This is a genomic window from Pseudomonas acericola (SeqCode) (assembly GCF_053456465.1).
The window spans coordinates 633,092-654,346 of sequence record NZ_JBRFJB010000003.1 but is presented as its reverse complement, the minus strand read 5'-3'; the positions used below and the strand labels follow the sequence as shown (position 1 = coordinate 654,346).

Annotated in this window: 21 protein-coding genes and 1 pseudogene; 9 read left to right on the top strand and 13 right to left on the bottom strand. The window is 61.9% G+C overall.

Features of this window, described 5'->3' with window-relative positions:
• Nucleotides 1-725: 725 nt before the first annotated feature.
• Both yghX and ACU688_RS15080 read right to left on the bottom strand, forming a co-directional pair.
• Entirely contained in the window at nt 726-1,613 is an 888-nt protein-coding gene (gene yghX, locus ACU688_RS15085; protein ID WP_448185386.1) for a YghX family hydrolase, read from the bottom strand.
• 44 nt (nt 1,614-1,657) lie between these two features.
• On the bottom strand, nt 1,658-2,152 hold the full coding sequence (locus ACU688_RS15080) for a PaaI family thioesterase (protein ID WP_448185385.1): 495 nt from the start codon (nt 2,150-2,152) through the stop codon (nt 1,658-1,660).
• Between the two features lie 91 nt (nt 2,153-2,243).
• Between ACU688_RS15080 and ACU688_RS15075 the strand changes: the two genes are divergently transcribed.
• Nucleotides 2,244-2,804 carry a YceI family protein gene (locus ACU688_RS15075; RefSeq protein ID WP_448185384.1) on the top strand — a complete coding sequence of 187 codons (561 nt, stop codon included), beginning with the start codon at nt 2,244-2,246 and terminating at the stop codon, nt 2,802-2,804.
• On the opposite strand, the gene ACU688_RS15070 is transcribed toward ACU688_RS15075, so the two are convergent.
• Nucleotides 2,801-3,691, bottom strand: coding sequence for a DMT family transporter (locus ACU688_RS15070; protein ID WP_448185383.1), 891 nt, complete (start codon nt 3,689-3,691; stop codon nt 2,801-2,803). The two genes, ACU688_RS15075 and ACU688_RS15070, sit on opposite strands and share 4 nt — an antisense overlap.
• 88 nt (nt 3,692-3,779) lie before the next feature.
• Between ACU688_RS15070 and ACU688_RS15065 the strand changes: the two genes are divergently transcribed.
• Entirely contained in the window at nt 3,780-5,105 is a 1,326-nt protein-coding gene (locus ACU688_RS15065) for an aminotransferase-like domain-containing protein (RefSeq protein ID WP_448185382.1), read from the top strand.
• A 1-nt stretch (nt 5,106) separates the two neighbouring features.
• Here ACU688_RS15065 and ACU688_RS15060 read toward each other — a convergent pair whose 3' ends face one another.
• Nucleotides 5,107-5,532, bottom strand: a complete 426-nt coding sequence (locus ACU688_RS15060) for a nuclear transport factor 2 family protein (RefSeq protein ID WP_448185381.1) — start codon at nt 5,530-5,532, stop codon at nt 5,107-5,109.
• 236 nt (nt 5,533-5,768) lie between these two features.
• Here ACU688_RS15060 and ACU688_RS15055 point away from each other — a divergent pair, with 236 nt between their 5' ends.
• Both ACU688_RS15055 and ACU688_RS15050 read left to right on the top strand, forming a co-directional pair.
• Nucleotides 5,769-5,996: a DUF6434 domain-containing protein gene (locus ACU688_RS15055; protein ID WP_448185380.1), complete on the top strand. Its 228-nt coding sequence runs from the start codon at nt 5,769-5,771 to the stop codon at nt 5,994-5,996.
• Nucleotides 5,993-6,730 (top strand): CPBP family intramembrane glutamic endopeptidase, encoded by a 738-nt coding sequence (locus ACU688_RS15050; protein ID WP_448185379.1) that lies wholly within the window; start codon nt 5,993-5,995, stop codon nt 6,728-6,730. The genes ACU688_RS15055 and ACU688_RS15050 overlap by 4 nt, the downstream gene beginning before the upstream one ends.
• Before the next feature lie 153 nt (nt 6,731-6,883).
• On the opposite strand, the gene ACU688_RS15045 is transcribed toward ACU688_RS15050, so the two are convergent.
• Both ACU688_RS15045 and ACU688_RS15040 read right to left on the bottom strand, forming a co-directional pair.
• Nucleotides 6,884-8,593, bottom strand: a complete 1,710-nt coding sequence (locus ACU688_RS15045) for an amidase (protein WP_448185378.1) — start codon at nt 8,591-8,593, stop codon at nt 6,884-6,886.
• Between the two features lie 54 nt (nt 8,594-8,647).
• Nucleotides 8,648-9,436 carry a helix-turn-helix domain-containing protein gene (locus ACU688_RS15040; protein ID WP_448185377.1) on the bottom strand — a complete coding sequence of 263 codons (789 nt, stop codon included), beginning with the start codon at nt 9,434-9,436 and terminating at the stop codon, nt 8,648-8,650.
• A gap of 83 nt (nt 9,437-9,519) precedes the next feature.
• Between ACU688_RS15040 and ACU688_RS15035 the strand changes: the two genes are divergently transcribed.
• The gene (locus ACU688_RS15035) at nt 9,520-9,825 is read left to right on the top strand and encodes a DUF2834 domain-containing protein (RefSeq protein WP_448185376.1); all 306 of its coding nucleotides are present in this window, start codon (nt 9,520-9,522) and stop codon (nt 9,823-9,825) included.
• Nucleotides 9,818-10,222: pseudogene (locus tag ACU688_RS15030) on the top strand (MAPEG family protein); the annotation flags it as partial. The gene ACU688_RS15035 and the pseudogene ACU688_RS15030, both read left to right, overlap by 8 nt.
• Nucleotides 10,223-10,649: 427 nt before the next feature.
• Here ACU688_RS15030 and ACU688_RS15025 read toward each other — a convergent pair.
• From ACU688_RS15025 to ACU688_RS15015, 3 genes are read right to left on the bottom strand one after another with little or no spacing between them, the layout of a single operon-like run.
• Nucleotides 10,650-11,573 (bottom strand): sugar ABC transporter substrate-binding protein, encoded by a 924-nt coding sequence (locus ACU688_RS15025; RefSeq protein WP_448185375.1) that lies wholly within the window; start codon nt 11,571-11,573, stop codon nt 10,650-10,652.
• Between the two features lie 40 nt (nt 11,574-11,613).
• Complete coding sequence (locus ACU688_RS15020) at nt 11,614-12,738, bottom strand: phytanoyl-CoA dioxygenase family protein (protein WP_448185374.1); 1,125 nt, start codon at nt 12,736-12,738, stop codon at nt 11,614-11,616.
• On the bottom strand, nt 12,738-13,583 hold the full coding sequence (locus ACU688_RS15015) for an SDR family oxidoreductase (protein ID WP_448185373.1): 846 nt from the start codon (nt 13,581-13,583) through the stop codon (nt 12,738-12,740). Before ACU688_RS15015 ends, ACU688_RS15020 begins: the two co-directional genes overlap by 1 nt.
• Before the next feature lie 123 nt (nt 13,584-13,706).
• Between ACU688_RS15015 and ACU688_RS15010 the strand changes: the two genes are divergently transcribed.
• The gene (locus tag ACU688_RS15010) at nt 13,707-14,732 is read left to right on the top strand and encodes a LacI family DNA-binding transcriptional regulator (protein WP_448185372.1); all 1,026 of its coding nucleotides are present in this window, start codon (nt 13,707-13,709) and stop codon (nt 14,730-14,732) included.
• Nucleotides 14,733-14,767: 35 nt separating this feature from the next.
• A complete protein-coding gene (gene iolG / locus ACU688_RS15005) occupies nt 14,768-15,772 on the top strand; it encodes an inositol 2-dehydrogenase (protein WP_448185371.1) in 1,005 nt (334 codons plus the stop codon).
• A gap of 60 nt (nt 15,773-15,832) precedes the next feature.
• Here iolG and ACU688_RS15000 read toward each other — a convergent pair whose 3' ends face one another.
• The 4 genes from ACU688_RS15000 to ACU688_RS14985 form a co-directional block, all read right to left on the bottom strand.
• The gene (locus tag ACU688_RS15000) at nt 15,833-16,219 is read right to left on the bottom strand and encodes a hypothetical protein (RefSeq protein WP_448185370.1); all 387 of its coding nucleotides are present in this window, start codon (nt 16,217-16,219) and stop codon (nt 15,833-15,835) included.
• Nucleotides 16,216-17,625: a PAAR domain-containing protein gene (locus tag ACU688_RS14995; protein WP_448185369.1), complete on the bottom strand. Its 1,410-nt coding sequence runs from the start codon at nt 17,623-17,625 to the stop codon at nt 16,216-16,218. The genes ACU688_RS15000 and ACU688_RS14995 overlap by 4 nt, the downstream gene beginning before the upstream one ends.
• A gap of 177 nt (nt 17,626-17,802) precedes the next feature.
• Nucleotides 17,803-18,969: a GGDEF domain-containing protein gene (locus ACU688_RS14990; RefSeq protein WP_448185368.1), complete on the bottom strand. Its 1,167-nt coding sequence runs from the start codon at nt 18,967-18,969 to the stop codon at nt 17,803-17,805.
• Between the two features lie 108 nt (nt 18,970-19,077).
• The gene (locus tag ACU688_RS14985) at nt 19,078-20,289 is read right to left on the bottom strand and encodes an MFS transporter (protein ID WP_448185367.1); all 1,212 of its coding nucleotides are present in this window, start codon (nt 20,287-20,289) and stop codon (nt 19,078-19,080) included.
• Nucleotides 20,290-20,373: 84 nt separating this feature from the next.
• Here ACU688_RS14985 and ACU688_RS14980 point away from each other — a divergent pair, with 84 nt between their 5' ends.
• Nucleotides 20,374-21,195 carry an AraC family transcriptional regulator gene (locus tag ACU688_RS14980; RefSeq protein ID WP_448185366.1) on the top strand — a complete coding sequence of 274 codons (822 nt, stop codon included), beginning with the start codon at nt 20,374-20,376 and terminating at the stop codon, nt 21,193-21,195.
• Nucleotides 21,196-21,255: the final 60 nt, after the last annotated feature.

Below are 21,255 nucleotides of genomic sequence, written 5' to 3'. Positions count from 1 at the left end.
CTTGCCTGCGAAAGCGGTGGCACAGGCGACATCTCCACCCGCAGTGCCGCCGCCTTCGTAGCCTCGCTAAAGCTCGACAACTCCCACATTTTGATTTGTGAACCCGCTCCAATGTGGGAGCTGGCTTGCCTGCGAAAGCGGTGGCACAGGCGACATCTCCACCCGCAGTGACGCCGCCTTCGTAGCCTCGCTAAAGCTCGACAACTCCCACATTTTGCTTTGTGAACCCGCTCCAATGTGGGAGCTGGCTTGCCTGCGAAAGCGGTGGCACAGGCGACATCTCCACCCGCAGTGCCGCCGCCTTCGTAGCCTCGCTAAAGCTCGACAACTCCCACATTTTGATTTGTGAACCCGCTCCAATGTGGGAGCTGGCTTACCTGCGAAAGCGGTGGCACAGGCGACATCTCCACCCGCAGTGCCGCCGCCTTCGTAGCCTCGCTAAAGCTCGACAACTCCCACATTCTGAATTGTGAACCCGTTCAAAGGTGGGAGCTGGCTTGCCTGCGAAGACGCCGGCACAGGCGTCATCTCTATCGACCATGCCGCCGCCTTCGTAGCCTCGCTAAAGCTCGACAACTCCCACATTTTGCTTTGTGAACCCGTTCAAAGGTGGGAGCTGGCTTGCCTGCGATGGCAGTGGGTCAGTCAATCAAGGGGTGACTGATACACCGCTATCGCAGGCAAGCCAGCTCCCACACAAGCCAGTGCCCACAACTGGATTGGCGTCAGGCGAGGTATTTGCGGAACCAGCCCAGCGTGCGCTCCCACGCCAGATTTGCCGCCGCCTCGTCATACCGTGGCGTCGAATCATTGTGGAAACCATGGTTGGCGCCCTTGTAGATAAACGCCTCATACGTGGTGCCCGCGGCTTTCAACGCCGCTTCATACGCCGGCCAGCCCTCATTGATCCGCGTATCCAGCTCGCCAAAATGCAGCATGATCGGCGCCTTGATGCGCGGTACGTCCTTGGCGTCCGGCTGGCGCCCATAGAACGACACCGCCGCACCCAATTCCGGGTAGGCCACCGCCGCCGCATTGGTCACGCCGCCGCCGTAGCAGAAGCCGGTGATGCCGACCTTGCCGGTGCTGCTGTCGTGGTGCATCAGCCATTCGATGGCGGCGAAGAAGTCGTTCATCAGCTTGGTCGGGTCAACGGTCTGTTGCAGGGCCACGCCTTTTTCATCGTTGCCGGGGTAGCCGCCCACCGAGGTCAGTCCATCGGGGGCCAGGGCAATAAAACCGGCTTTCGCCAGGCGCCGCGCGACGTCTTCGATATACGGGTTGAGGCCACGGTTTTCATGCACAACCACCACGGCAGGCAATTTGCCTGCGGCCTTGGCCGGGCGCACCAGATAGCCGCGTACGGTGCCGTTGCCCTTGGGCGAGGGATAGGTGATGTAGTCGGCGACGATATCCGGGTCGGTGAATTTCACCTGTTCGGCCAGCGCGTAGTTGGGGCTCAGGGCCGCCAGCAACGCCGAGGCGGTCAGGCCGCCAAAGGTGAACAGCGCGGCGCGGTCGAGAAATTCGCGGCGGTTGATCTTGCCGTGGGCATAGCCGTCGTAGAGTTCCAGCAGTTCGGGCGCAAAGTCTTTCGCGGTGAGACGAGTCATCGGTGCATTCCTCGATTAGCGGTGGCGGTCAATGTAAACCACCTTCAACCCTCGCGGCCATGGGCGGTGGCGGCCAATTGGCCGGTGTCGACGCGCACGAACACCGAGTCGCCAATGGCCGTCAGCACGTCACCCGCGTACACCTCGCAGACCACGCGGCTTTTGCGCCCCACATCGCCCTCGACCCGCGCGCGCAAGGTCAGCGTGATGCCCATGGGTGTCGGCTTGATGAACTTGATGCCCAGGTTGCCGGTGACGCAGTCGATGCGCGGCAGGCTACCGGGTTCGCGCTGCTCGGCTCGGTAGTGGTAGGCCATGGCCGTCCAGTTGGAATGGCAATCCACCAGCATGGCGATCAGGCCGCCGTAGACCAGGTCGGGCCAGCCGCTGTATTGGGCGTCGGGCAGATGTTCGGCGATCAGGTGGATGCCGTCGGCGTCCCAGCGGCTCTTGATGTGCAGGCCGTGGGGGGTGCTGGCGCCGCAGCCGTAGCAGATGCCTTCGGGAGCGGTAATGTCCTGGAGGGAAGCAGGGTGCATGAAACGTCCTTATTATTTTGGGGGGCTACTCTGTTTAGCAGGACACGGGCAGGATGGGAACACGGTGGCCTTACTTCTTGCGGAGCGTTGCATGAACCTTCGACTTTTCCCAATCGTGTTGCTGGCCCTGGGTGGGTTTTCCAGTGCCCAGGCCGTGGAGTACCGGGACGTCAACCGCGCGGCCAGCCAGATCAGCTTCACCTTCCAGCAGTTCGGGCAGCGGGTCTATGGCACGTTCGGCGAGTTTGAAGGGACGCTGGCGTTTGACACGCAGCACCCCGAGGCGGCCCATGCGCTGCTCACCATCCAGCTTGCCAGCATCGATGCCGGCAGCCCGGACGCCAATGATCAATTGCAGCGTCCGTCCTGGTTCGATACCGCGACCTATCCGCAGGGCGTCTACCAATCCAGCGGCGCCACGGCGCTGGGGGACAATCGCTTCAAGATCAACGGCAACCTGACCCTCAAAGGCATCACGCAACCGGTGACGGTGGATGTGGTGCTCAAGGAGCAGGGCGGCATTGGTGTGTTCGACGGCGAGTTCATCCTCAAGCGCGCCGACTTCAAGATCGGCGAGGGCGAGTGGGCCGGCAACAGCGTGGTGTCCAATGACATCCACATCAAGTTCAAGATGGTCGCGCCGCAACGCTAGCGGGCGAACTTCTTCGCGCCGGCCACGCTAGCGATGACCGCGACGGTGACCAGCACCATGCCCAGGCTGACCTGCTCATGCAGCAAGCCTGCCGCCAGCGCCAGGCCGAAGAACGGTTGCAGCAATTGCAACTGGCCCACCGCCGCGATACCGCCCTGGGCCAGGCCGCGATACCAGAACACAAAGCCGATCAGCATGCTGAACACCGCCACATAGCCCAGGCTCAGCCATGCAGGCAGGCTGATGCCGCGTAAACTCGCGGGGGCGAGGATCAGGCTCAACGGCAGCACCACCGGCAGCGACACTACCAGCGCCCAGCAGATCACCTGCCAGCCGCCGAGGCTTCGCGACAACTTGGCGCCTTCGGCATACCCCAGGCCGCACACCAGCACCGCCAACAACATCAACACGTCACCCGCCGGCGCCGCGCTCAAGCCTTGGGCAAACGCATAACCCATCACCAGCACGCTGCCCAGGATCGAAAACAGCCAGAACACCGGACGCGGACGCTCGCCGCCGCGCAGCACGCCGAACACCGCCGTGGCCAGCGGCAGCAGGCCGATAAACACGATGGAGTGGGCGGAGGTCACGTATTGCAGCGCCAGTGCCGTGAGCAAGGGGAAGCCGATGACCACGCCCAGCGCGACGATCACCAAAGGAGCCCACTGGTTGCGTGCCGGACGTTTCTCCTTGAATAGCCCTAACAGCAACAATCCGAGTACGGCGGCAATGGCGGCGCGGATCATGGTCAGGAACACCGGGTCGAACTCCATCACCGCCAAGCGCGTGGCCGGCAACGAGCCGCTGAAGATCACCACGCCGATAAAGCCGTTGATCCAGCCCTGGGTGCTGCTGTCCAGGGTGTTGAGAGAAGAAGTGCGTTCCATGGGCAGTGGCCTGAAAAGAATGATTGCGTGCTGGCCATCCTAAAGTTGAAGATTAGTACAATCAAAAAATTGTCATGGATACAGCCCTATGCCGCGCGCCCGCTACAAGTCGCTGGTCGATACCTTTGCCGCCGCCATCCGCAACGGCGACATGCCGCCCGGCACGCGCCTGCCGACCCATCGGCAATTGGCCGCCGAGCATGGCTTGGCGCTGGTCACCGCCAGCCGGGTGTACGCCGAGTTGGAGGCCATGGGCCTGGTCAGCGGTGAAACCGGGCGTGGCACCTTTGTGCGTGAGATCGCCTTGCCGCCAGGGCAGGGCAGCGGGCAGATGAACGTTGCAACGGGCATGCTGGACCTGAACTTCAACTATCCGTCACTGCCGGGCCAGGCGGATTTGCTGCGCACGGCCCTGCGCCAGTTGGCATTGTCCGGCGACCTGGAAGCGCTGTTGCGTTATCAGCCCCATGCCGGTCGCATCCATGAGCGCGCCGTGCTGGCCCATCACCTATTGAGCCGAGGGCTGGCGGTCGAAGCCGAGCAGGTGCTGGTGGTCAGTGGCGCACAGCACGGATTGGCAGTGACGATGATGGCACTGCTCAAACCAGGGGATGTGATCGCCGTCGATGCGCTGACCTATTCGGGCTTCAAGGTGCTGGCCGAGACCCTGCACCTGGAAATCGTCGCGATTCCTGTCACGCCCGCAGGCCCCGACCTCGATCACTTGCAGCAGCTGTGCCGCAAGCGCCCGGTGCGCGCGGTGTACAGCATGCCGACCCTGCATAACCCGCTGGGCTGGGTCATGAGCCTGGAGCAGCGCGAGCAATTGGTGGCCATTGCCCGCCAGCACAATCTGATGATTATCGAGGACGCCGCCTACGCGTTCCTGGTCGAAAACCCGCCGCCGTCCCTGGCGACCTTGGCGCCGGAGCGCACGGTGTACGTGGGTGGGTTGTCGAAAAGTGTCGCGACGGGGCTGCGGGTCGGGTTTGTCGCGGCGCCTGCCGAGTGGGTGAAGGTGTTGGAACGCACCATCATGGCCACCACCTGGAACGTGCCGGGGGTGATGAGCGCGATTGCCGTGGGTTGGATCGAAGACGGTACTGTCGCCCAGTTGGAAGCGCAAAAGCGCGCGGATGCCCAGGCGCGCCAGGCGTTGGCGGCGCGGGTGCTGACGGGGCTGGATTACCTCAGTCACCCGTCATCGTATTTCTTGTGGCTGCCATTGGCGGAGGAGTTCCGCGCTGATCAGATCGCCATGACCTTGCAGCGCGAGCATATTTCCGTGTCCACCGCCGAGCCGTTTGCGGTATCGGCCCAGGTGCCCCACGCGTTACGCCTGGCATTGGGCTCGGTGGCCATGCCGGCGCTGCGCGAAGCGCTGGTGAAGGTGCGCAAGGTGGTGGCGTGGTAAATCAGTATTTGTAGGCCTGGCGCCCGATCAGCAGCCATTTGCCATGCTGCTTCTGCCAGACCTGGAAGTTATCGATGTCGGTGGGCACTTCGACGCCGCTGTTCACTGCCAAGGCGTGAAAGTGGTTGCGTACCAGGGCGGTGTCGCCGTTCAGGGTGATGGTCTGGTTCTGCATTTCCAGGGTCTTGAAGGCGCTGGTGTGGGTTTCCAGGTCGGCGATGAACTGCGCCTTGTTCTGCACTTTGCCGCTGGAATGGCCGTAGGTGAGCGTGTCGGAAGTCAGCGCATGCAGCTGCTTGAGGTCCAGGTGGAGCATGGCCTGGGTCAGTTGATCGACCGCTTGGGCCACGTCCTTTTCCGCTGGGGCGGCGGCCACATAGCCGCTGAACAGGCACAGAAAACCGATCAGCACTTTGACGTTGGGCATGGGTGTTTCCTTATTGTTGTGGGGGTGAATACGACGGCTTAAGTCGTCGTACAACCATGCAATATTTGTCAGCAAGAAAGAAAGTGAAATTTGAAATATCTTGAAAAGATTGGAGGGATTGCGATGAATATAAATATACGACGTCCTACTACTACAAATAATCCTGACCGATTCTTCCTGGCAAAGTGGCACATCGCTATGCTGTCCCCCAAACAACAAAACACCCGAGAGACAAAATGGAATTTGACTGGCACAGCGACATCATCACCCGCGCCACCCCTGTAACGCCAAGCTATAAAAACACCCAGAACGTACGCCGCTTCATGCTGGAGCACTGCGGCCCGGGGTTTAAATTCGATCGATCTTTCATGGCCTGGATTCGCAATGGCATCGCCAAGAACCTGGGCGATGCAGTGGATGAATGGCGGCGTCGCAACCCCGATCACCAGGAGTCGCGCGCGTGATCACCGAAGGCATGTGGGTGTTGGTCGACTACGCCAGCCACCTGACCCCCGGCCTGGCGCTGTTCGGCCTGTGGTTTGCGCTGACGCCCAAGACGCTGCCGGCGATGCGCATCCTGACTCTGCTGGCAGCGTTTGTGCTGATGCGCGACGTGATGACACCGTTGGGCATGTGGGCGCTGGGCAGCGAGGTGCAGATCGCCTTCAGCGCCAATGCGTTTGTGCTGGCGATGCTGGGCTGGCTCTCGGTGCTGCTGATCATGCTGCTGGCACGCATCGCGCCGGATTTGTGGCGGCTGATCCGCTGGACCCTCGGCCACCCTGGCATTGGCTTGGCGTGCGGGCTGGTGGTCGGGGGCTTGATCGGCGTGCCGCTGCGGATTTACCAAGGCATCGATGCGTCGACGATCCACGGCTATTGGGTGTGGTTGCCGGGCATGGTGGTGTTGGCGTTTGGCGCCAATGCCCTGGAAGAAGTGTTGTTTCGTGGGTTTTTGCAGGGTTACCTGGAACAACACGTCACGCTGTTGCGCGCGGCGTTGATCAGTGGGGTGGCGTTTGCGGCGTGCCATGCCTTCCTGGCGTTGAGCGTGACGCAACTGGGCTGGCCGGTGTTGCTCTTTACGTTGCTCGAAGGGCTGGCGTGTGCGTTGGTGCGCATGCGTTATGGCGTGTTGCCAGCGGCGGTGGCCCATGGTACGGCGATCTTGCTGATTGCGGTGCCCTATATCCCCTGATTTGAAATACAAAGCCAAAGGTGGGAGCGATCAATGTGGGAGCTGGCTTGCCTGCGATAGCGGTTTGTCAGCAAAAGATCTACCAACTGAACCACCGCCATCGCGGGCAAGCCCGGCTCCCACAGTGACCGCGGTGAGCCTGTATTAGAGTGTTTAGGCTACTGGCAACGGCGGCGTACGCGGCGGAACCTGGCGTTTGCTCCCCGTCGCTTCAAACGCCGCCGCAAAGCGCAGCAACGCCGAATCATCATAGGCACGCCCGGCAAACGTCAGCCCGACCGGCATGCCAATGTCCGCCATCACACCCATCGGCACGGTGACCGTCGGGACGCCCAGGTGGCGGATCGCCAGGTTGCCGTTGGCCACCCAGATGCCATTGCTCCAGGCGATATCCGCCGACGCTTCGTTCACATCCGCATCCGCCGGGCCTACATCGGCCACGGTGGGGAACAGCACGGCGTCGAGGCCGAGGTTGTCCATCCAGTCTTCCAGGTCCAGCCGCCGGGTTTGCTCCAGGCCGCGCAGGCCGTCGGGCACGGTGCTGATCTCGTTCCACGGGGTGATGCCGCGTTCGGCCATGCGCACGTACTCGTCCATGCCGGCGGCGAGGTCGTCTTCACGGTTAGGCAAGGTGCCGGGGTCGTGGGGGAAGATTTTCGGGCCGTCCACATCCGCTAGGCGGTTGAGGCTTGGGTCGCCGTTGGCACGCAGGAAATCGTCGAAGGCCCACGCGGACAATTCCCACAGCTCATCGTGGAGGAATTCCTTGGACACCAGGCCACGGGTAAACACCGTCGGCGCGCCGGGGCGATCGCCTTCGCAGTTGGACACCAGCGGGAAATCCACCTCGATAACTTCGGCACCGGCCGCTTCCAGGGCTTGGCGCGCGGCCTGCCACAGGTCGATCACCGTGGCGCGGGTGTTGATCTTTTGCCCGGTCGGGCCGCCGATGCCGGGTTTCTCGCTGGTGCCGGCGTCGGCATCGGCGTTGATGTACATGCGCGGCACACCGAAGCGTTTGCCGGCCAGGGAGGCGGCATCCACCGCCAGTTCCGCGTAGGACGCCGGGCGTACCGAGGCTACGCTCGGGATCGGCACCCAGGGTTGCAGGCGCCACAGGTCGCCACGGGTGTCGGGGTCTTCGGCGACCACCACGTCGAGCACTTCCAGCAGGTCGGCCATGGTGCGCGCGTAGGGCACCACCACGTCCATGGTCGGCGTCAGCGGCCAGTTGCCACGCACCGAAATCACTCCACGGGACGGGGTGTAGGCACACAGGCCATTGTTGGACGCAGGGCCTCGCCCGCTGGACCAGGTTTCTTCCGCTAAACCGAACGCCGCAAAGCTCGCAGCCGTGGCGGTGCCGGCACCGTTGGACGAGCCAGAGGCAAACGGTGCGGTCAGGTAGTTGGCGTTGTAGGGACTTTCGGCGCGGCCATACACACCGCGTTGCATGCCGCCGTTGGCCATCGGCGGCATATTGGTCTTGCCCAGGCAGATCGCCCCGCCGGCACGCAGGCGCTCGATGGTGAAGGCGTCGCGGTGCGCGACGAGTTTGGCAAAGGCCGGGCTGCCGGATGCAGCGGTCAGGCCCTTGACCAGGTAGCTGTCTTTGGCGGTGTACGGAATGCCATCCAATGGCCCCAGGGTTGCGCCCTTGGCCCGGCGCGCATCGGACGCCTGGGCTTCTTCAAGGGCTTGCGGGTTGCGCACGACCACGGCGTTCAGCGCGGTGGCGGTCTGGGGGCCGTCATAGGCGTCGATTCGCGCCAGGTACGCCTGGACCAGTTCAACGGCAGTGGTCTGGCCGGATTCCAGCGCAGCGCGCAATTGGGCAATGGAGACTTCGGTTACTTGCATCACGTTTTTTTCGCCGCCTTCAAGTGGGGGTATGGCGGCAGTCTACGTACAGATATTTCACAAAACCAGCGCCGAATAGTCCGCATAGGCGGTACGCATTATCTGCCAAGTGTGTGCGTCAGCCGGAATCAGATGTTCGATACGCAGGGAGGTGAGGGTGATGTCCTGGGGCATGCCGAAGGTGGTGAAGGTGGAGAGGAAGTTCAGCTCGCCCTGGCTTGAGCGGATGCGGGTCAGCACCAGGGGTGGCATTTCCCGGGGCAACTCGCTGCCCGTTGGCGCCGGCAACTCTGCGAGCAATGCGGCCAGTTCAGGGTTGCCCAATGCCTCGCGGGTGGCGCGTTGCCAAGCCAGGGTGCGGATCTCGTCGGCATTGTTCAGGTGATCGCCGAGGCCGCCGGGTTGCAGCAGGGTACCCAGCAGGTTCAAGCCAGCGGCCGCATCCGGCGGTATGCCCACCAAGCCAAACAACACGGCGGTACTTGCGTTGGCCGCCAGCACCTCCCACTGGCTGCCCAGCAGGATTGCCGGCGCGGGATTGTTGGCGTGCAACACATGGTCCACGGCTTCGCGAATCGCCGCCATGGCCGGCGCCTCAAGCGGCGTGGCGCCGTAGCGCGGGGCGAAGCCGGCGGCGAGGAACACACGGTTGCACTGCTCCAGCGGCACCTCCAGTGCCGTCAGCAAATTGTGCAGCGTGGCGGAGCTGGGTTTGGCGCGGCCGGTTTCCAGGCAACTGAGGTGGCGCTGGGAAACCCCGGTGATCAAGGCCAAGTCGAGTTGGCTGAGCTTGGCCTGGCGACGCAGTTGGCGCAGCTGTTCGCCGGCGCTGGGTGGGTTGTCCATGAGCGGTTCATGACCTCCGAGGTCATTGCGAGGGGCGCAACCTTATCACTAACGTGGGCCTCCATCATTCCAAGGACGAGACCATGCACAGACCCTACATAGCCCTGGCCGCTTTGCTGGGATTTACCCTGTATACCTTGTTCACGATGCTGACGGCGGAGCAGTCGCTGCTGGCGTTTGGGCGGGAATTGCTGGCGCGGCCGGACACGGCGCAGGTGGTGATCGACCTGTATCTGATGGCGGCGCTGGCGTGTGTGTGGATGTATCGGGATGCGCTTGGGCGAGGGCGGTCGCTGCGTTCGGTGCTGCCGTATTTTTTGCTGACGGCGGTGTTTGTGTCAGTGGGGCCGCTGCTTTATATCGTGGTGAAGGGGTTCAGGGATGAATGATCTTTTACCGGTCTATGCGGTGTGCGTGTTGGTGCTGTGCGTGAAGATGTTCGCCATTTCCTGTTATCAGGGATATTTCCGTATACGGGGGCGGGCGTTTACCAATCGGGAAGATGCGGCTTTTTTTAATCGCAGCGCGCAGTGCGAGGAGCTGCCACAAGTCGCCAGGGCCGCGAAGGCGTGGGCGAATGACTTGGAAAACATCCCGCTGTTTTTTGTGTTGGGCGGGTTGTGTGTCGCGCTGCAAAGTGACAGCGCCGCGATCCTATGGCTGTTCGGTGTTTTCACCTTGGCGCGGGTGCTGCATACCGTGGCGTACCTGATGGGATGGCAACCTTGGCGCACACTGGCCTATGGCGTGGGGGTGGCCTGCCTGTTCGGCCTCGGATCCTGGATCTTGGAGAGCACCGCCGATCAAATGTGGGAGTTGTCGAGCTTTAGCGAGGCTACGAAGGCGGCGGCAGTGCTGGTAGAGATGTCGCCTGTGCTGCCGCCATCGCAGGCAAGCCAGCTCCCACAGGCGGCGGCATTGCTGGTAGAGATGTCGCCTGTGCTGCCGCCATCGCAGGCAAGCCAGCTCCCACAGGCGGCGGCATTGCTGGTAGAGATGTCGCCTGTGCTGCCGCCATCGCAGGCAAGCCAGCTCCCACAGGCGGCGGCAGTGCTGGTAGAGATGTCGCCTGTGCTGCCGCCATCGCAGGCAAGCCAGCTCCCACAGGCGGCGGCACTGCTGGTAGAGATGTTACCTGTGCCGCCGCTTTCGCAGGCAAGCCAGCTCCCACAGTTGAGTGGGTTCACAGATCAAGATGTGGGAGCTTTGGGGGCTATGGGTTGAGGAACGCCTGGTAATTGTCCTTGGTGATCTGCTGATAAGGAATCGTCAGTTCAGCGGTGTACGGTTCCTTCTTCACCATCTTCACCGCCAGGTCAATCGAGCCCACCGCCTGGCCTTTATTGTCCTGGTACACCGTCACCAGCAATTGGCCCTTTTTCACTGCATCCAACCCGGCTGGGCCGCCGTCGCTGCCTGCCACGAGGATGTCCTTGCCCGGTTGCATGCCAGCCTGGCTGATGGCCATGGCGGCGCCAATCGCCATTTCATCGGCGTTCGCCGCCACTGCGTCGATCTTGCGCCCGGAGACGATCCAGTTGTTCATCAGGTCGATCGCCTTGTTGCGCTGCCACTCCGCGGTTTGTTCCTCGACGATCTTGATCTCCGGGTAATCCTTGAGCACGGTCTTTACCCCCAGCGTGCGGTTGTGGGTGGCGTTGTTGGACAGCAGCCCGAGCATGATTGCCAGGTTGCCCTTGCCGCCCATTTTCTCGGCCAGGTAGCGCATCTGGATCTCCCCGGCCTTGACCTCATCGGAGCCCACATAACCGACACCCGGCGGCAATTGCTGGGCATCCGGGCGGCGGTTGACGTAGACCAGCGGGGTCTTGGCCTGTTGGGCATTGGTGCTCATCTTCGCCGTAGCGGCGGTGTCCACCGGGTTGACGATGATCGCGTCCATGCCCTGGGCGGTGAAGTTCTGCACCTGGTTGAGCTGACGCACCACATCGCCTTGGGCATCTTCGAATTGCAGGGTCACGCCGGGCAACTCCTTGGCGTGGGCGGCCATGTAGTCGCGCATCTGCGCGAGGAATACATCATCGACCTGGGCGATGCTCACGCCGATACGGATATCGGCCAGCGCCCACGGCGTGACGGCAAGGGTAAACAGTGCCGCAAGGACGTGCTTCTTCATGGTTTTGCTCCGTTGTTATTGTTGTTAAAGCAGGGGTGATTCAGGCCTGGCGCTTGGCGCGCATCTGCGCCACCGCCGCCGCGAAGTCCGAGAGCGGCCAGCGTTCGCTCAGTGCCTGTTGCATCAGTTGTTGTCCGGTTTGCGGGGCGAGGCCTTTGAGCGGCGGATCGGTGTCGAGGTTGGTGGGGAAGGAATAACCGTCGGCCGTGCAAGCGATTACGGCCTCGGCATCCAGGGACGGATTGGCCAGCAGCGCCGGGTACACCGCGAGCATCATACGGTCGCGGTCGAGGGCTTCCATGGGTTTGCCGAACGCCGAGGAAATTTGCAGCAGGTTGGCCATGCGCTGGCGGTCGGCGGTGCGGTTGGTGCCGGCGGCGTGGAACAGCGCCGGGTTGAAGAACAGCAGGTCGCCCTTGTGAAGCGGCAACTGCACCGCGTGTTGCTGGAAGTAGTCGATAAACTCTTCGCGGCGCCATGCCAGGTAACCCAAGGCGTATTGCTGGGAGAACGGCAGCAGTTGGGTCGGCCCGGTTTCCAGCGGCATATCCGTGTGGGCCACCGCGCCTTGCAGCGTCAGATATTGGGACAGCACGTGCAAGGGCAGGGGGAAACGTTCCACCACATCATTGGTTTGGAAACCCAGGTGGTAATCGCGGTGCGGCTGCTGCGCCTGGCCGCCGGGATGCACCACGTTGACCTGCGCCGTCACCTGAAAACTCGGCCCCAGCCACGCCTCGGCAATCAGCCCCAGCAGCGGATTGGCGTAGTACTCGGCAAACGACTCGGGCGACTGCAACGCGGCTTTCTGCAACGAATTCCAGATGCGCCCGTTGCTGCCGGCCTTGGCGAAGTGGTCGGCGGCCACGCCTTGGGCGGCCTCATTGGCAAAGATCGCCTCGAACACCTGGCTGTGCCGGTCCACCACTTCCAAATCTTCATAGGCCCGGCGCACCACCATCACCCCCGGCCCGTCACGGAACAGCCGGTGCAGCTCATTCATCACGCTGCGGCGGTCGCTGTTGCGCAGGGTCTGGGCCTGATAGATCGGCACATTGCTCAGCACCTCCTGGCACAGCGGGTAATCCTCGGCCTGCGCCTGCTGCGCACAAAGCTGGCTGAAATCCGCCAGGCGTACGGCCTCAGCGCTGACAAACGCCGACATCACACACACCCTGGCAGGCTCAAGGCCTGGTGCGGTTGCGGGCTGCCACCGTCGGTGCAGCCGACCACGCCTTGTTCCAGGTCGATCACCGAGCCGGTCATCATCCCCGATTCGCTGGACAGCAAAAACGCCACGCTGCGCGCCACTTCCTCCGGCTTGAGCAGGCGCCCGAACGGCTGCGCGCTTTCGGCCTCTGCCAGCCAGCCGTCCTGGGCACCGTGGTACTGGCGTTGGATATCATCTTCGTGGGGCGTGTCCATCCAACCGATGTTTAAGCCGTTCACGCGGATACGGTTGCGCAGCGCAGTGAACGCGACGTTCTTGGTGAGGATCGCCAGCGCGCCTTTCGACGCCGCATATGCACTCAAAAACGATTGCCCGCCATGCCCGGTAACGCTCTGGATATTCACCACGGCGCCTTCCACACCTTTACTGATCATCAGCTTCAGCGCTTCCTGCATGAGGAAAAACGGCGCCCGCACATTCACCGCAAATAGTGTGTCGAACAGCTCCGGCGAGGTGTCGAGGATGGTGCCGCGATCCGACATGCCGGCGCAGTTCACCAAGCCGTGCAAGGTGCCGAAGTGGGTGCGCGCCGCGTCGATGATCGCCCGGCAATCCTCGACCTTCTCCAGGTCCGCCTCGACAAAAAACGCCTGGCAATCCAGCTGGGCCAACTGCCGCACTTGCTCCTCGCCCTGGGCACGGCGGCGCCCGCAGATGATCAAGCCGGCGGCGCCACGCCGGGCCAAGGTGTGCGCGACAGCGGCGCCGAGGCCCTGGGTGCTGCCGGTGACGACAAAGTATTGGCCGCTGAACGAGGTGGCGAGATCGGTGTTAGGCATGCAGTTCTCCTGAATTTTTGTTGTTGTGCATCACCTGGCTCGACGCCGGGCAAAACTGAGACTAGCATTGCGAAACCTCAGTAACGCCCAAATAAGACCTCAAAAACACCTCAGGCGAACCGCATGCTCGAACGCGCAAAACACTTCTCCATCAAGCAACTCGCGACCCAGGCGGGCGTGAGCAAAGCCACGGTCGATCGTGTGCTGCACCAGCGCGGCAGCGTGCATGCGCAGACCCGGCGGCGCATCGAGCAGGCGTTGGATGAGCTGGAGTCCCAGGAGAAAAACGGCCTGGCGGTTGGCCGCACCTTTCATGTGGACGTGATCATGCACACGCCCAAGCGCTTCAGCGCCGCGGTGCAGGCGGCCATCGTCGCGCAACTGGCCAGCCTGGCGCCGTTTCGGATTGCCCCGCGCTTTCACCTGTTCGAAGAGATCGAACCCCAGGCCATGCACGACCAACTGTTGCGCTGCCTCGACACCGGCAGCCAGGGCGTGGTGCTCAAGGCTGCCGATGAACCGGCGGTGAACCAGGCGGTCAAGCAACTGATCGCGGCGGGCATTCCGGTGGTCACCCTGGTCACGGACCTGCCGCAAAGCGAGCGCATCGGCTACGTCGGCATGGACAACCGCACGGCTGGGCAGACCGCCGCGTACCTGATGTCGCGCTGGTTGCCGACGGTTGCCCAGGACGTCGCCGTGGTGATCGGCAGCGAGTTGTTCCGTGGCGAAGAAGAACGCGAGATGGGCTTTCGCGCCTGGTTGCGCGGGCGCGCCGCGCACCTGCGGGTGCTGGACATCAGCGGCGGTTACGGCGTTTACGACCGCACTTTTGAGCGTGTGACCCAGGCGCTGAAACACCATCCCGAGTTGAAGGCGGTGTACAGCGTCGGCGGCGGCAACCGCGCGATTGTCGATGCCTTCGCCGCCCTCGAACGCCCGCTGGACGTGTTTGTCGGCCACGACCTCGACGAAGAAAACCGCCAGCTGCTGCGTGAAGAAAAAGTCGCCGCAATCATCGACCACAACCTGCAGATCGACGCGCGCAGCGTGTTCCTGCACATCCTGCAATTTCATCGGCTGTGGAAGGCCGGGCCGATTGCGCCGTCACAGGTGCAGATCGTCACGCCGTTCAACCTGCCGGACTGAATCTCTCCCCAACAACAAAACCAGGAGTGTTCACCATGCTACGAATCGCCGTTCTAGGTGCCGGGCGCATCGCCAAGATCCATGCCGCCAACGTCGCCGCCCACCCAGATGCCACGCTGGTGCTGGTGGCCGATCCCTGGCGCGAGGGAGTCGATGCACTAAGCACGCAATTGGGCTGCGAGGCGGCTTACGATTGCGCCGCCGTGCTCAGCCGTGAAGACATCGACGCCGTCGTCATCGGCACACCCACCGACACCCATATCGACCTGCTGCTGGCAGCGGTGGCTGCGGGCAAGGCGGTACTCTGCGAAAAACCCATCGACCTTGATATCGCCAAGGCGCGCAGCGCAGCAAAGGCCGTGGAGCGCCAGGGCGGCCAGGTGATGCTCGGCTTCAACCGGCGTTTCGACCCCGACATGCTGCGCCTGCGCCAAGCCCTGGATGCCGGGCAGATTGGCGCCGTGCGCCAAGTGATCATCACCAGCCGCGACCCCGGCCTGGCCCCGCGTGACTACCTGGCCCACTCCGGCGGCATCCTGCGCGACATGACCATCCACGACTTCGACACCGCGCGCCATCTGCTTGGCGAAGAACCGGTGGAAGTCAGCGCCATCGCCAGCCGGCTGGTGGACCCCAGCCTGGCCGAGATCGACGATTACGACAGCGTGATGGTCTTGCTGCGCACCGCCTCGGGCAAGCAATGCCATATCAACTGCTGCCGCCAGGCGGTGTATGGCTATGACCAACGCGTCGAAGTGTCCGGCGCCAGCGGCGTGTTGCTCACCGACAACCATCGGCCCAGCACCTTGCGCCACTGGAGCGCGGAGCACACCGAGGCGATGGAGCCGTTGCAGCATTTCTTCCTGGAGCGGTATGCGGATGCCTATCGTAATGAGCTGACGCAGTTCATTGATGCGCTGAACAGCGGCCAGCCGCTGCCCACCACCATGCGCGACGGTTTGTATGCGTTGCACCTGGCGGATTGTGCGCTGGAGTCGGTGAAGAGTGGGCGGAGTGTGGCGGTGAGTTACGATTTTTAGTGGTAGGTGTGGTTGGGAAATGGGGACGGCCCCCATTTCCCCTGATGCGACGAATCGCGGTTAAATCAATCCGAGCTTAATGGCTATGCCAGTGGTCATCATGACCGCTATGAGCCCGAACGCGCTCCATTGCAGACGCACGAATTTAAGTTTGAGCGCGACTGGAAAACCTGCGAGATCTGCGGTGCTCAGCGTACCTCTTTTGATGTGGATCCTTGGAAACGTGACGACTCCAGAGATGCCACCGATCAACAGCAATTTCCCCCATGGCCCCCCATGCCGCAACGGCGCCCTGACTGTGATTGCCGAACTGTTTTTCAGGTGTTCTAGGATGAGGTCCAATTTTGTATAGGCAAGGTGCAGACAAATACCAATCCATAGAAAAATGCCGGCAAAGTCTGTCAAGGCAATAACCAAAAACACCTTGTCGCCTATGCTCAGGCTCATTTAACGGCCTCATAAATCTTTTCCCCTACCTGTTCACCCGCTGCCCCGCCTACAACTCCAGCGGTGACGGAGGCTGCACCAACAACGACGACAGCACATGCCAAGCTCGCAACACCTGCTGTCGGCACACCAAGGGCAATACATATTGCGGTGACGGACGAACCCGATAAAATCGCCCCTACGATTGCGCCCCCACCAACGCTGCCAACAAAGCTACCCGTTTCCGTAAACTTGATCTTCTCGCAGGCTTCTTGGTTACCCGCAGAACACACGTTTTTCACCTTCATATAAGAAGCCCCACCCCCAATCGCTGTACCGACCCAGCCTCCATGTTTGATCACCGTCGAAGCTTTCGCCAACTGTTGGATGTGGGTCGCGTAACCAGGTATCTGGCCCGGTGCCCCGGCCTGTGTCCACCGATGAACAAGGCTACGGCTTGATATCCCCAGCGCGATTTTCAGGTTGGGATGGTCGGGGATACCAGCGCTTCTGCGGGTCAGGGAAGTGAGGTGAGTATCAAGCCGGGCCAGCAGGTTTTTACGTTCGGCGAAGAATTCGGGTGATCGTAAGTGCCCATCCTTGAGAAACGCTTTTTGGTGCAGGGCTTCGATCTCTTGCAAGATTGTTTTCAAGCTATCCAGATTCCTCGCGAGCATGGATTCACCCGCTCCGATAGCGGTTGAACTGTGGGCCAGGAAGCTTTGGATCTGCTCGCGATGGCGCATCATGAAGTCCGCATCGGCTGTACTCAGAGGGTTTATAGCGTCATGGGTGAGTGCTGCGGCTGCCAGTAACTGGTTTTCTTCTTTGCTGCATTGAAAATTGTTTGGGTCGCCAAGCACGATCAATGAGCCGGCTTTAACGTTGTCTGTTCGAGGATTGAGCGTTCGGAACTTGGCCATTATCGCTGGGTCTGGCGTTGGAAATAACGTGGCCTCCAGCGCTTCGCGGGTCGTGCTTTGGGGGACGATATAGAAGCCGGGTTCTTCACCTTGTGGGCTGTTAAGCGCAGAGGGCGTCCAATTACGCAAAGGACTGTACGTCGGCTGATTCGGGCCTGCCGAACTGTGGGCTTGACCCACTGGCGCCGGTTCAGCGGCCCGTCTCGTGGCTGGTGGTTCGTAGCTTTCGTTGCGATAGATGGCGGTGTAGACCGAGGGAATGAATCTGGCGCGGCAGGGGCAACTGCTGAAGCTGTCCAGCGTGCCGGCCATCAGCCTGCCATGGCTGTTCATGTGTGAAATACCGCCGAGTATTTTATATATGCCCGGGTGCTTTCCACAGGTCACGCGGTCTCCCTCACAGGCGTGGAGGAGGCCATAGATGTTTATGCTGGGGTCGCCATCCAGGACTTTCCCGCCGCAGGTAGTTTTATCACCCAAGCCAATGAAGTGTCCGTCACTCATTCAAAATGTCCTTTTTATGCAGTCAGTAAACGTGCGTTTATTGCGCAGTTACCCTGATAATTTGGATATTCGAAGTACAGTCGGACGCTTCCGGCCTTCACTTAGGAAAAGTCAGCTGGATAGGTAGGGATGGTGCAGGTGGGGTCGCTGCACGGTGAAAATCACCCTCAGCGACGATTAGCCAAACGAACTCGCTCCGGTGCGATCCACCAACCGAATGCTGTCACGCCCACCGCGCTTGGTTTCATAGAGCGCGGTGTCCCCGTGTTCGATCAACTCCGTCAGGCTCGCCGGCGGCTGGTCGAACAGGTTGGCGCCGATGCTCAAGGTCACCGCTGTCGGGGTCGCAAAGGTTTGCGAGGTGAATTGAAAAAATTGCCCGCGCAGGCGGCTGCCGAGGTCGACGATTTGTTCGGTGGAGGCTGGATGCAGCAGGATCACAAACTCATCGCCACCCAAGCGCGCGACCAATGCGCCACGGGGCACCACTGCGCGGATCATCTCGCTCAAGGCAATCAGCAGACGGTCGCCGGCGATGTGGCCGTAAAGGTCGTTGACCGGCTTGAAGTTGTCGATGTCGATCAACAGCAGTGCGCCCGGACGGGCCGGGGACACCTGGGCCAGCAAGCGCGGCGCGCGCAGGTCCAGGGCGCGGCGGTTGTAGAGGGCGGTCAGCGGGTCGCGGGCGGCGAGGCGGGCGATCTGCTGTTCGCGGCGATAACGTTCCGAGCCGGTCATCGACAACGCGATCAGCATGATCGCCATCGCGCCTTCCACCAACGACACCTGGATGATCTCGCCCTTGAACGCCGCCAGGTCGATCAAGGTACCGGGGATCAACACCGACAGCGCCTTGGCCACATAGAACGAGCCGTGGATCAGCAGCACATAGCGCAGTTGCACCGCGCCGATGCTCAATGACTTGCCGTGTGGGCGCAGCAGGCTGCTGGCACACAAAGTCGGCGCCGCTACCAGCAACGATTGCACCGCCAGCATGGCTTTGGACCACGGCAAGTCGGCCGGCAACAGCAGCATGCCCAGCCACACGACGGGCATCAGCAGCCACCACCGCGACAGCCGTGCCTGGGTAAACCGCGCCACGCCGAGCAAAAACAGGAAGTGGGCGATCACCAGCAAGCCATTGGCGAACCAGATGCCGATCATCAGGAAGCCGCTGCTGCGCAGCAAGGCGAGGGTGGAGCCGACGCTGATGGTCGCGAAACCGGCGCTCCAGCACAGCAGCGACGGTTCGCGCACGCTGCGCCATTCAACGGCCAGGTACAGGGCGGCCGCAGCGGCCAGGGCCACGGTGAGGGCCAAAATCGTAGGAGGGTCGAGCGTCATGTCTAGCCGGGTCTGCCTGGTGTGCGTTTAAACCGGGATTGTAAGCGCACACGCAGGTTTTCAGAACACTCATCGTCATGGCATTCAGCCATGCCGATGATCGGTGGTTCAGACGCCTTTGGTAGAGGGCAGCAATATCGTCAGAATGCCCACTAGCGGCAGGAACGAACACAGCTTGTAGACGTACTCGATGCCATGGTTATCCGCGAGCAAACCGAGCAGCGCGGCGCCAATCCCACTGAAGCCGAACATCAGGCCGAAGAAGATCCCGGCGATCATGCCGACGTTGCCGGGCACCAGCTCCTGGGCGAACACCACGATGGCGGAGAAGGCCGAGGCGAGGATAAAACCGATCACCACGCTGAGCACGGCGGTCCAGAACAGATCGACGTAGGGCAGGGCGAGGGTGAACGGCGCGGCCCCGAGGATCGAGAACCAGATGACTTTCTTGCGGCCGATCTTGTCGCCAATCGGCCCGCCGGCAAAGGTGCCCACGGCGACTGCACCGAGGAACAGGAACAGGTACATCTGCGAACTGGCGACCGACAGGTGGAACTTCTCGATCAGGTAGAAGGTGAAGTAGCTGGTGAGGCTGGACATGTAGAAGTACTTGGAAAATACCAGCACGGCCAGCACCACCAAGGCAAAGGTCACGCGGCCCTTGGACAAGCCATGGGTGGCTTTACCGCCTTGCTTGAGCTTGAACAGGCTGAGGTGGTTGCGATACCAGCGGCTCAAACCGTAGAGCACCAGGATGGCAAACACCGCAAACAGGCCGAACCAGGCGACATGGCCCTGGCCGTAGGGAATGATGATCGCCGCTGCGAGCAATGGGCCGAGGGCGCTGCCGGTATTGCCGCCGACCTGGAACGTCGATTGCGCCAGGCCAAAGCGACCGCCGGACGCCAGGCGCGCGACGCGCGAGGTTTCCGGGTGGAAGGTCGAGGAACCCACGCCCACCATGCCTGCGGCGAGCAGGATCGCCGGGAAGCTGCCGACAAACGCCAGCATCAGGATGCCGATCAAGGTGCAGACCATGCCGGCGGGCAGCAGCCATGGTTTGGGATGGCGGTCGGTGTGGTAGCCGATCCACGGTTGCAGCAGGGAGGCGGTCAGCTGGAAGGTCAGGGTAATCAGGCCGACCTGGGCAAAGCTCAGGCCGTAGTTGGCCTTGAGCATCGGGTAGATCGACGGCAGCACGGCCTGGATCAGGTCATTGATCAAATGCGCCAGGGCACAGGCGCCGAGAATGCGCATGACCAAAGGGCTGGCTTGGGGCGTGGCGGTGGCAGCAGCGGGTGACGCGGTCAGGGTCGACATGCAGGCATTCCATACAGGGTGGCGAGTACTTGAGCTCACCATCTATTTCAAAATGATTCGGTGCCCATGCTAGATTTGCCGAAAATGCCTGTCTCGCGAAATTCGGGCAGCAATCATCGCAAAAAGGGCGAAATGATCAAATCACTGGATAAATTTCTACAGGAAATCGACGAAGGCGACTGGACGGTGATCAGTTCGGCCACCGATTACCCCGAGAACTGGGTGATCCCCGAGCACAGTCACGAGAAGCACCAATTACTCTACGCCATCGAAGGCGTGATGGTGGTGCACTCGGCACAAAGCCAATGGACGGTGCCGTCCAACCGTGGGTTCTGGATGCCGTGCGGGCAGGTTCACTCGCTGCGGTGCGTAGGGGCGCTGAAAATGCGCAGTGTGTTTGTGCGCCCTGAGGCGTTCCCCAACCTGCCGAGTGAAACCAAGGCGGTGAGTATCTCGCCGTTGTTGAGCGAGCTGATCAAGGCCTCGGTGAGCCTGAAACCGCCGTATGCCGAAGACTCGCGGGATGCGCGGATTATGCACCTGATCCTCGATGAGCTGGCGTTGCTGCCGGCCTTGCCGCTGTCCCTGCCACAGCCTGGCGATCCGCGCATCCAGCGGATCTGCGCGGCGTTGCAGGACGATCCGGGCGACGCCTCCACCGTAGCCGACTGGAGCGAACGCCTGGGCCTGGACCAGAAGACCATCCAGCGCCTGTTCCGCAAGGAAACCGCACTAACCTTCGGCCAATGGCGCCAGCAGGCGCGCTTGTTGCTGGCGCTGGAGCGCATTGCGGTGGGGGAGAAGATTATCGACGTGGCCCTGGAGCTGGGCTATGAAAGCCCCAGCGCCTTTACCAGCATGTTCAAGAAACAGTTTGGCAAGACGCCGAGTCAGTTTTTCAGGTAGGGCAAACTTAAACATTCAGAAGGAATGATGTACCTGTGGCGAGGGAGCTTGCTCCCGCTG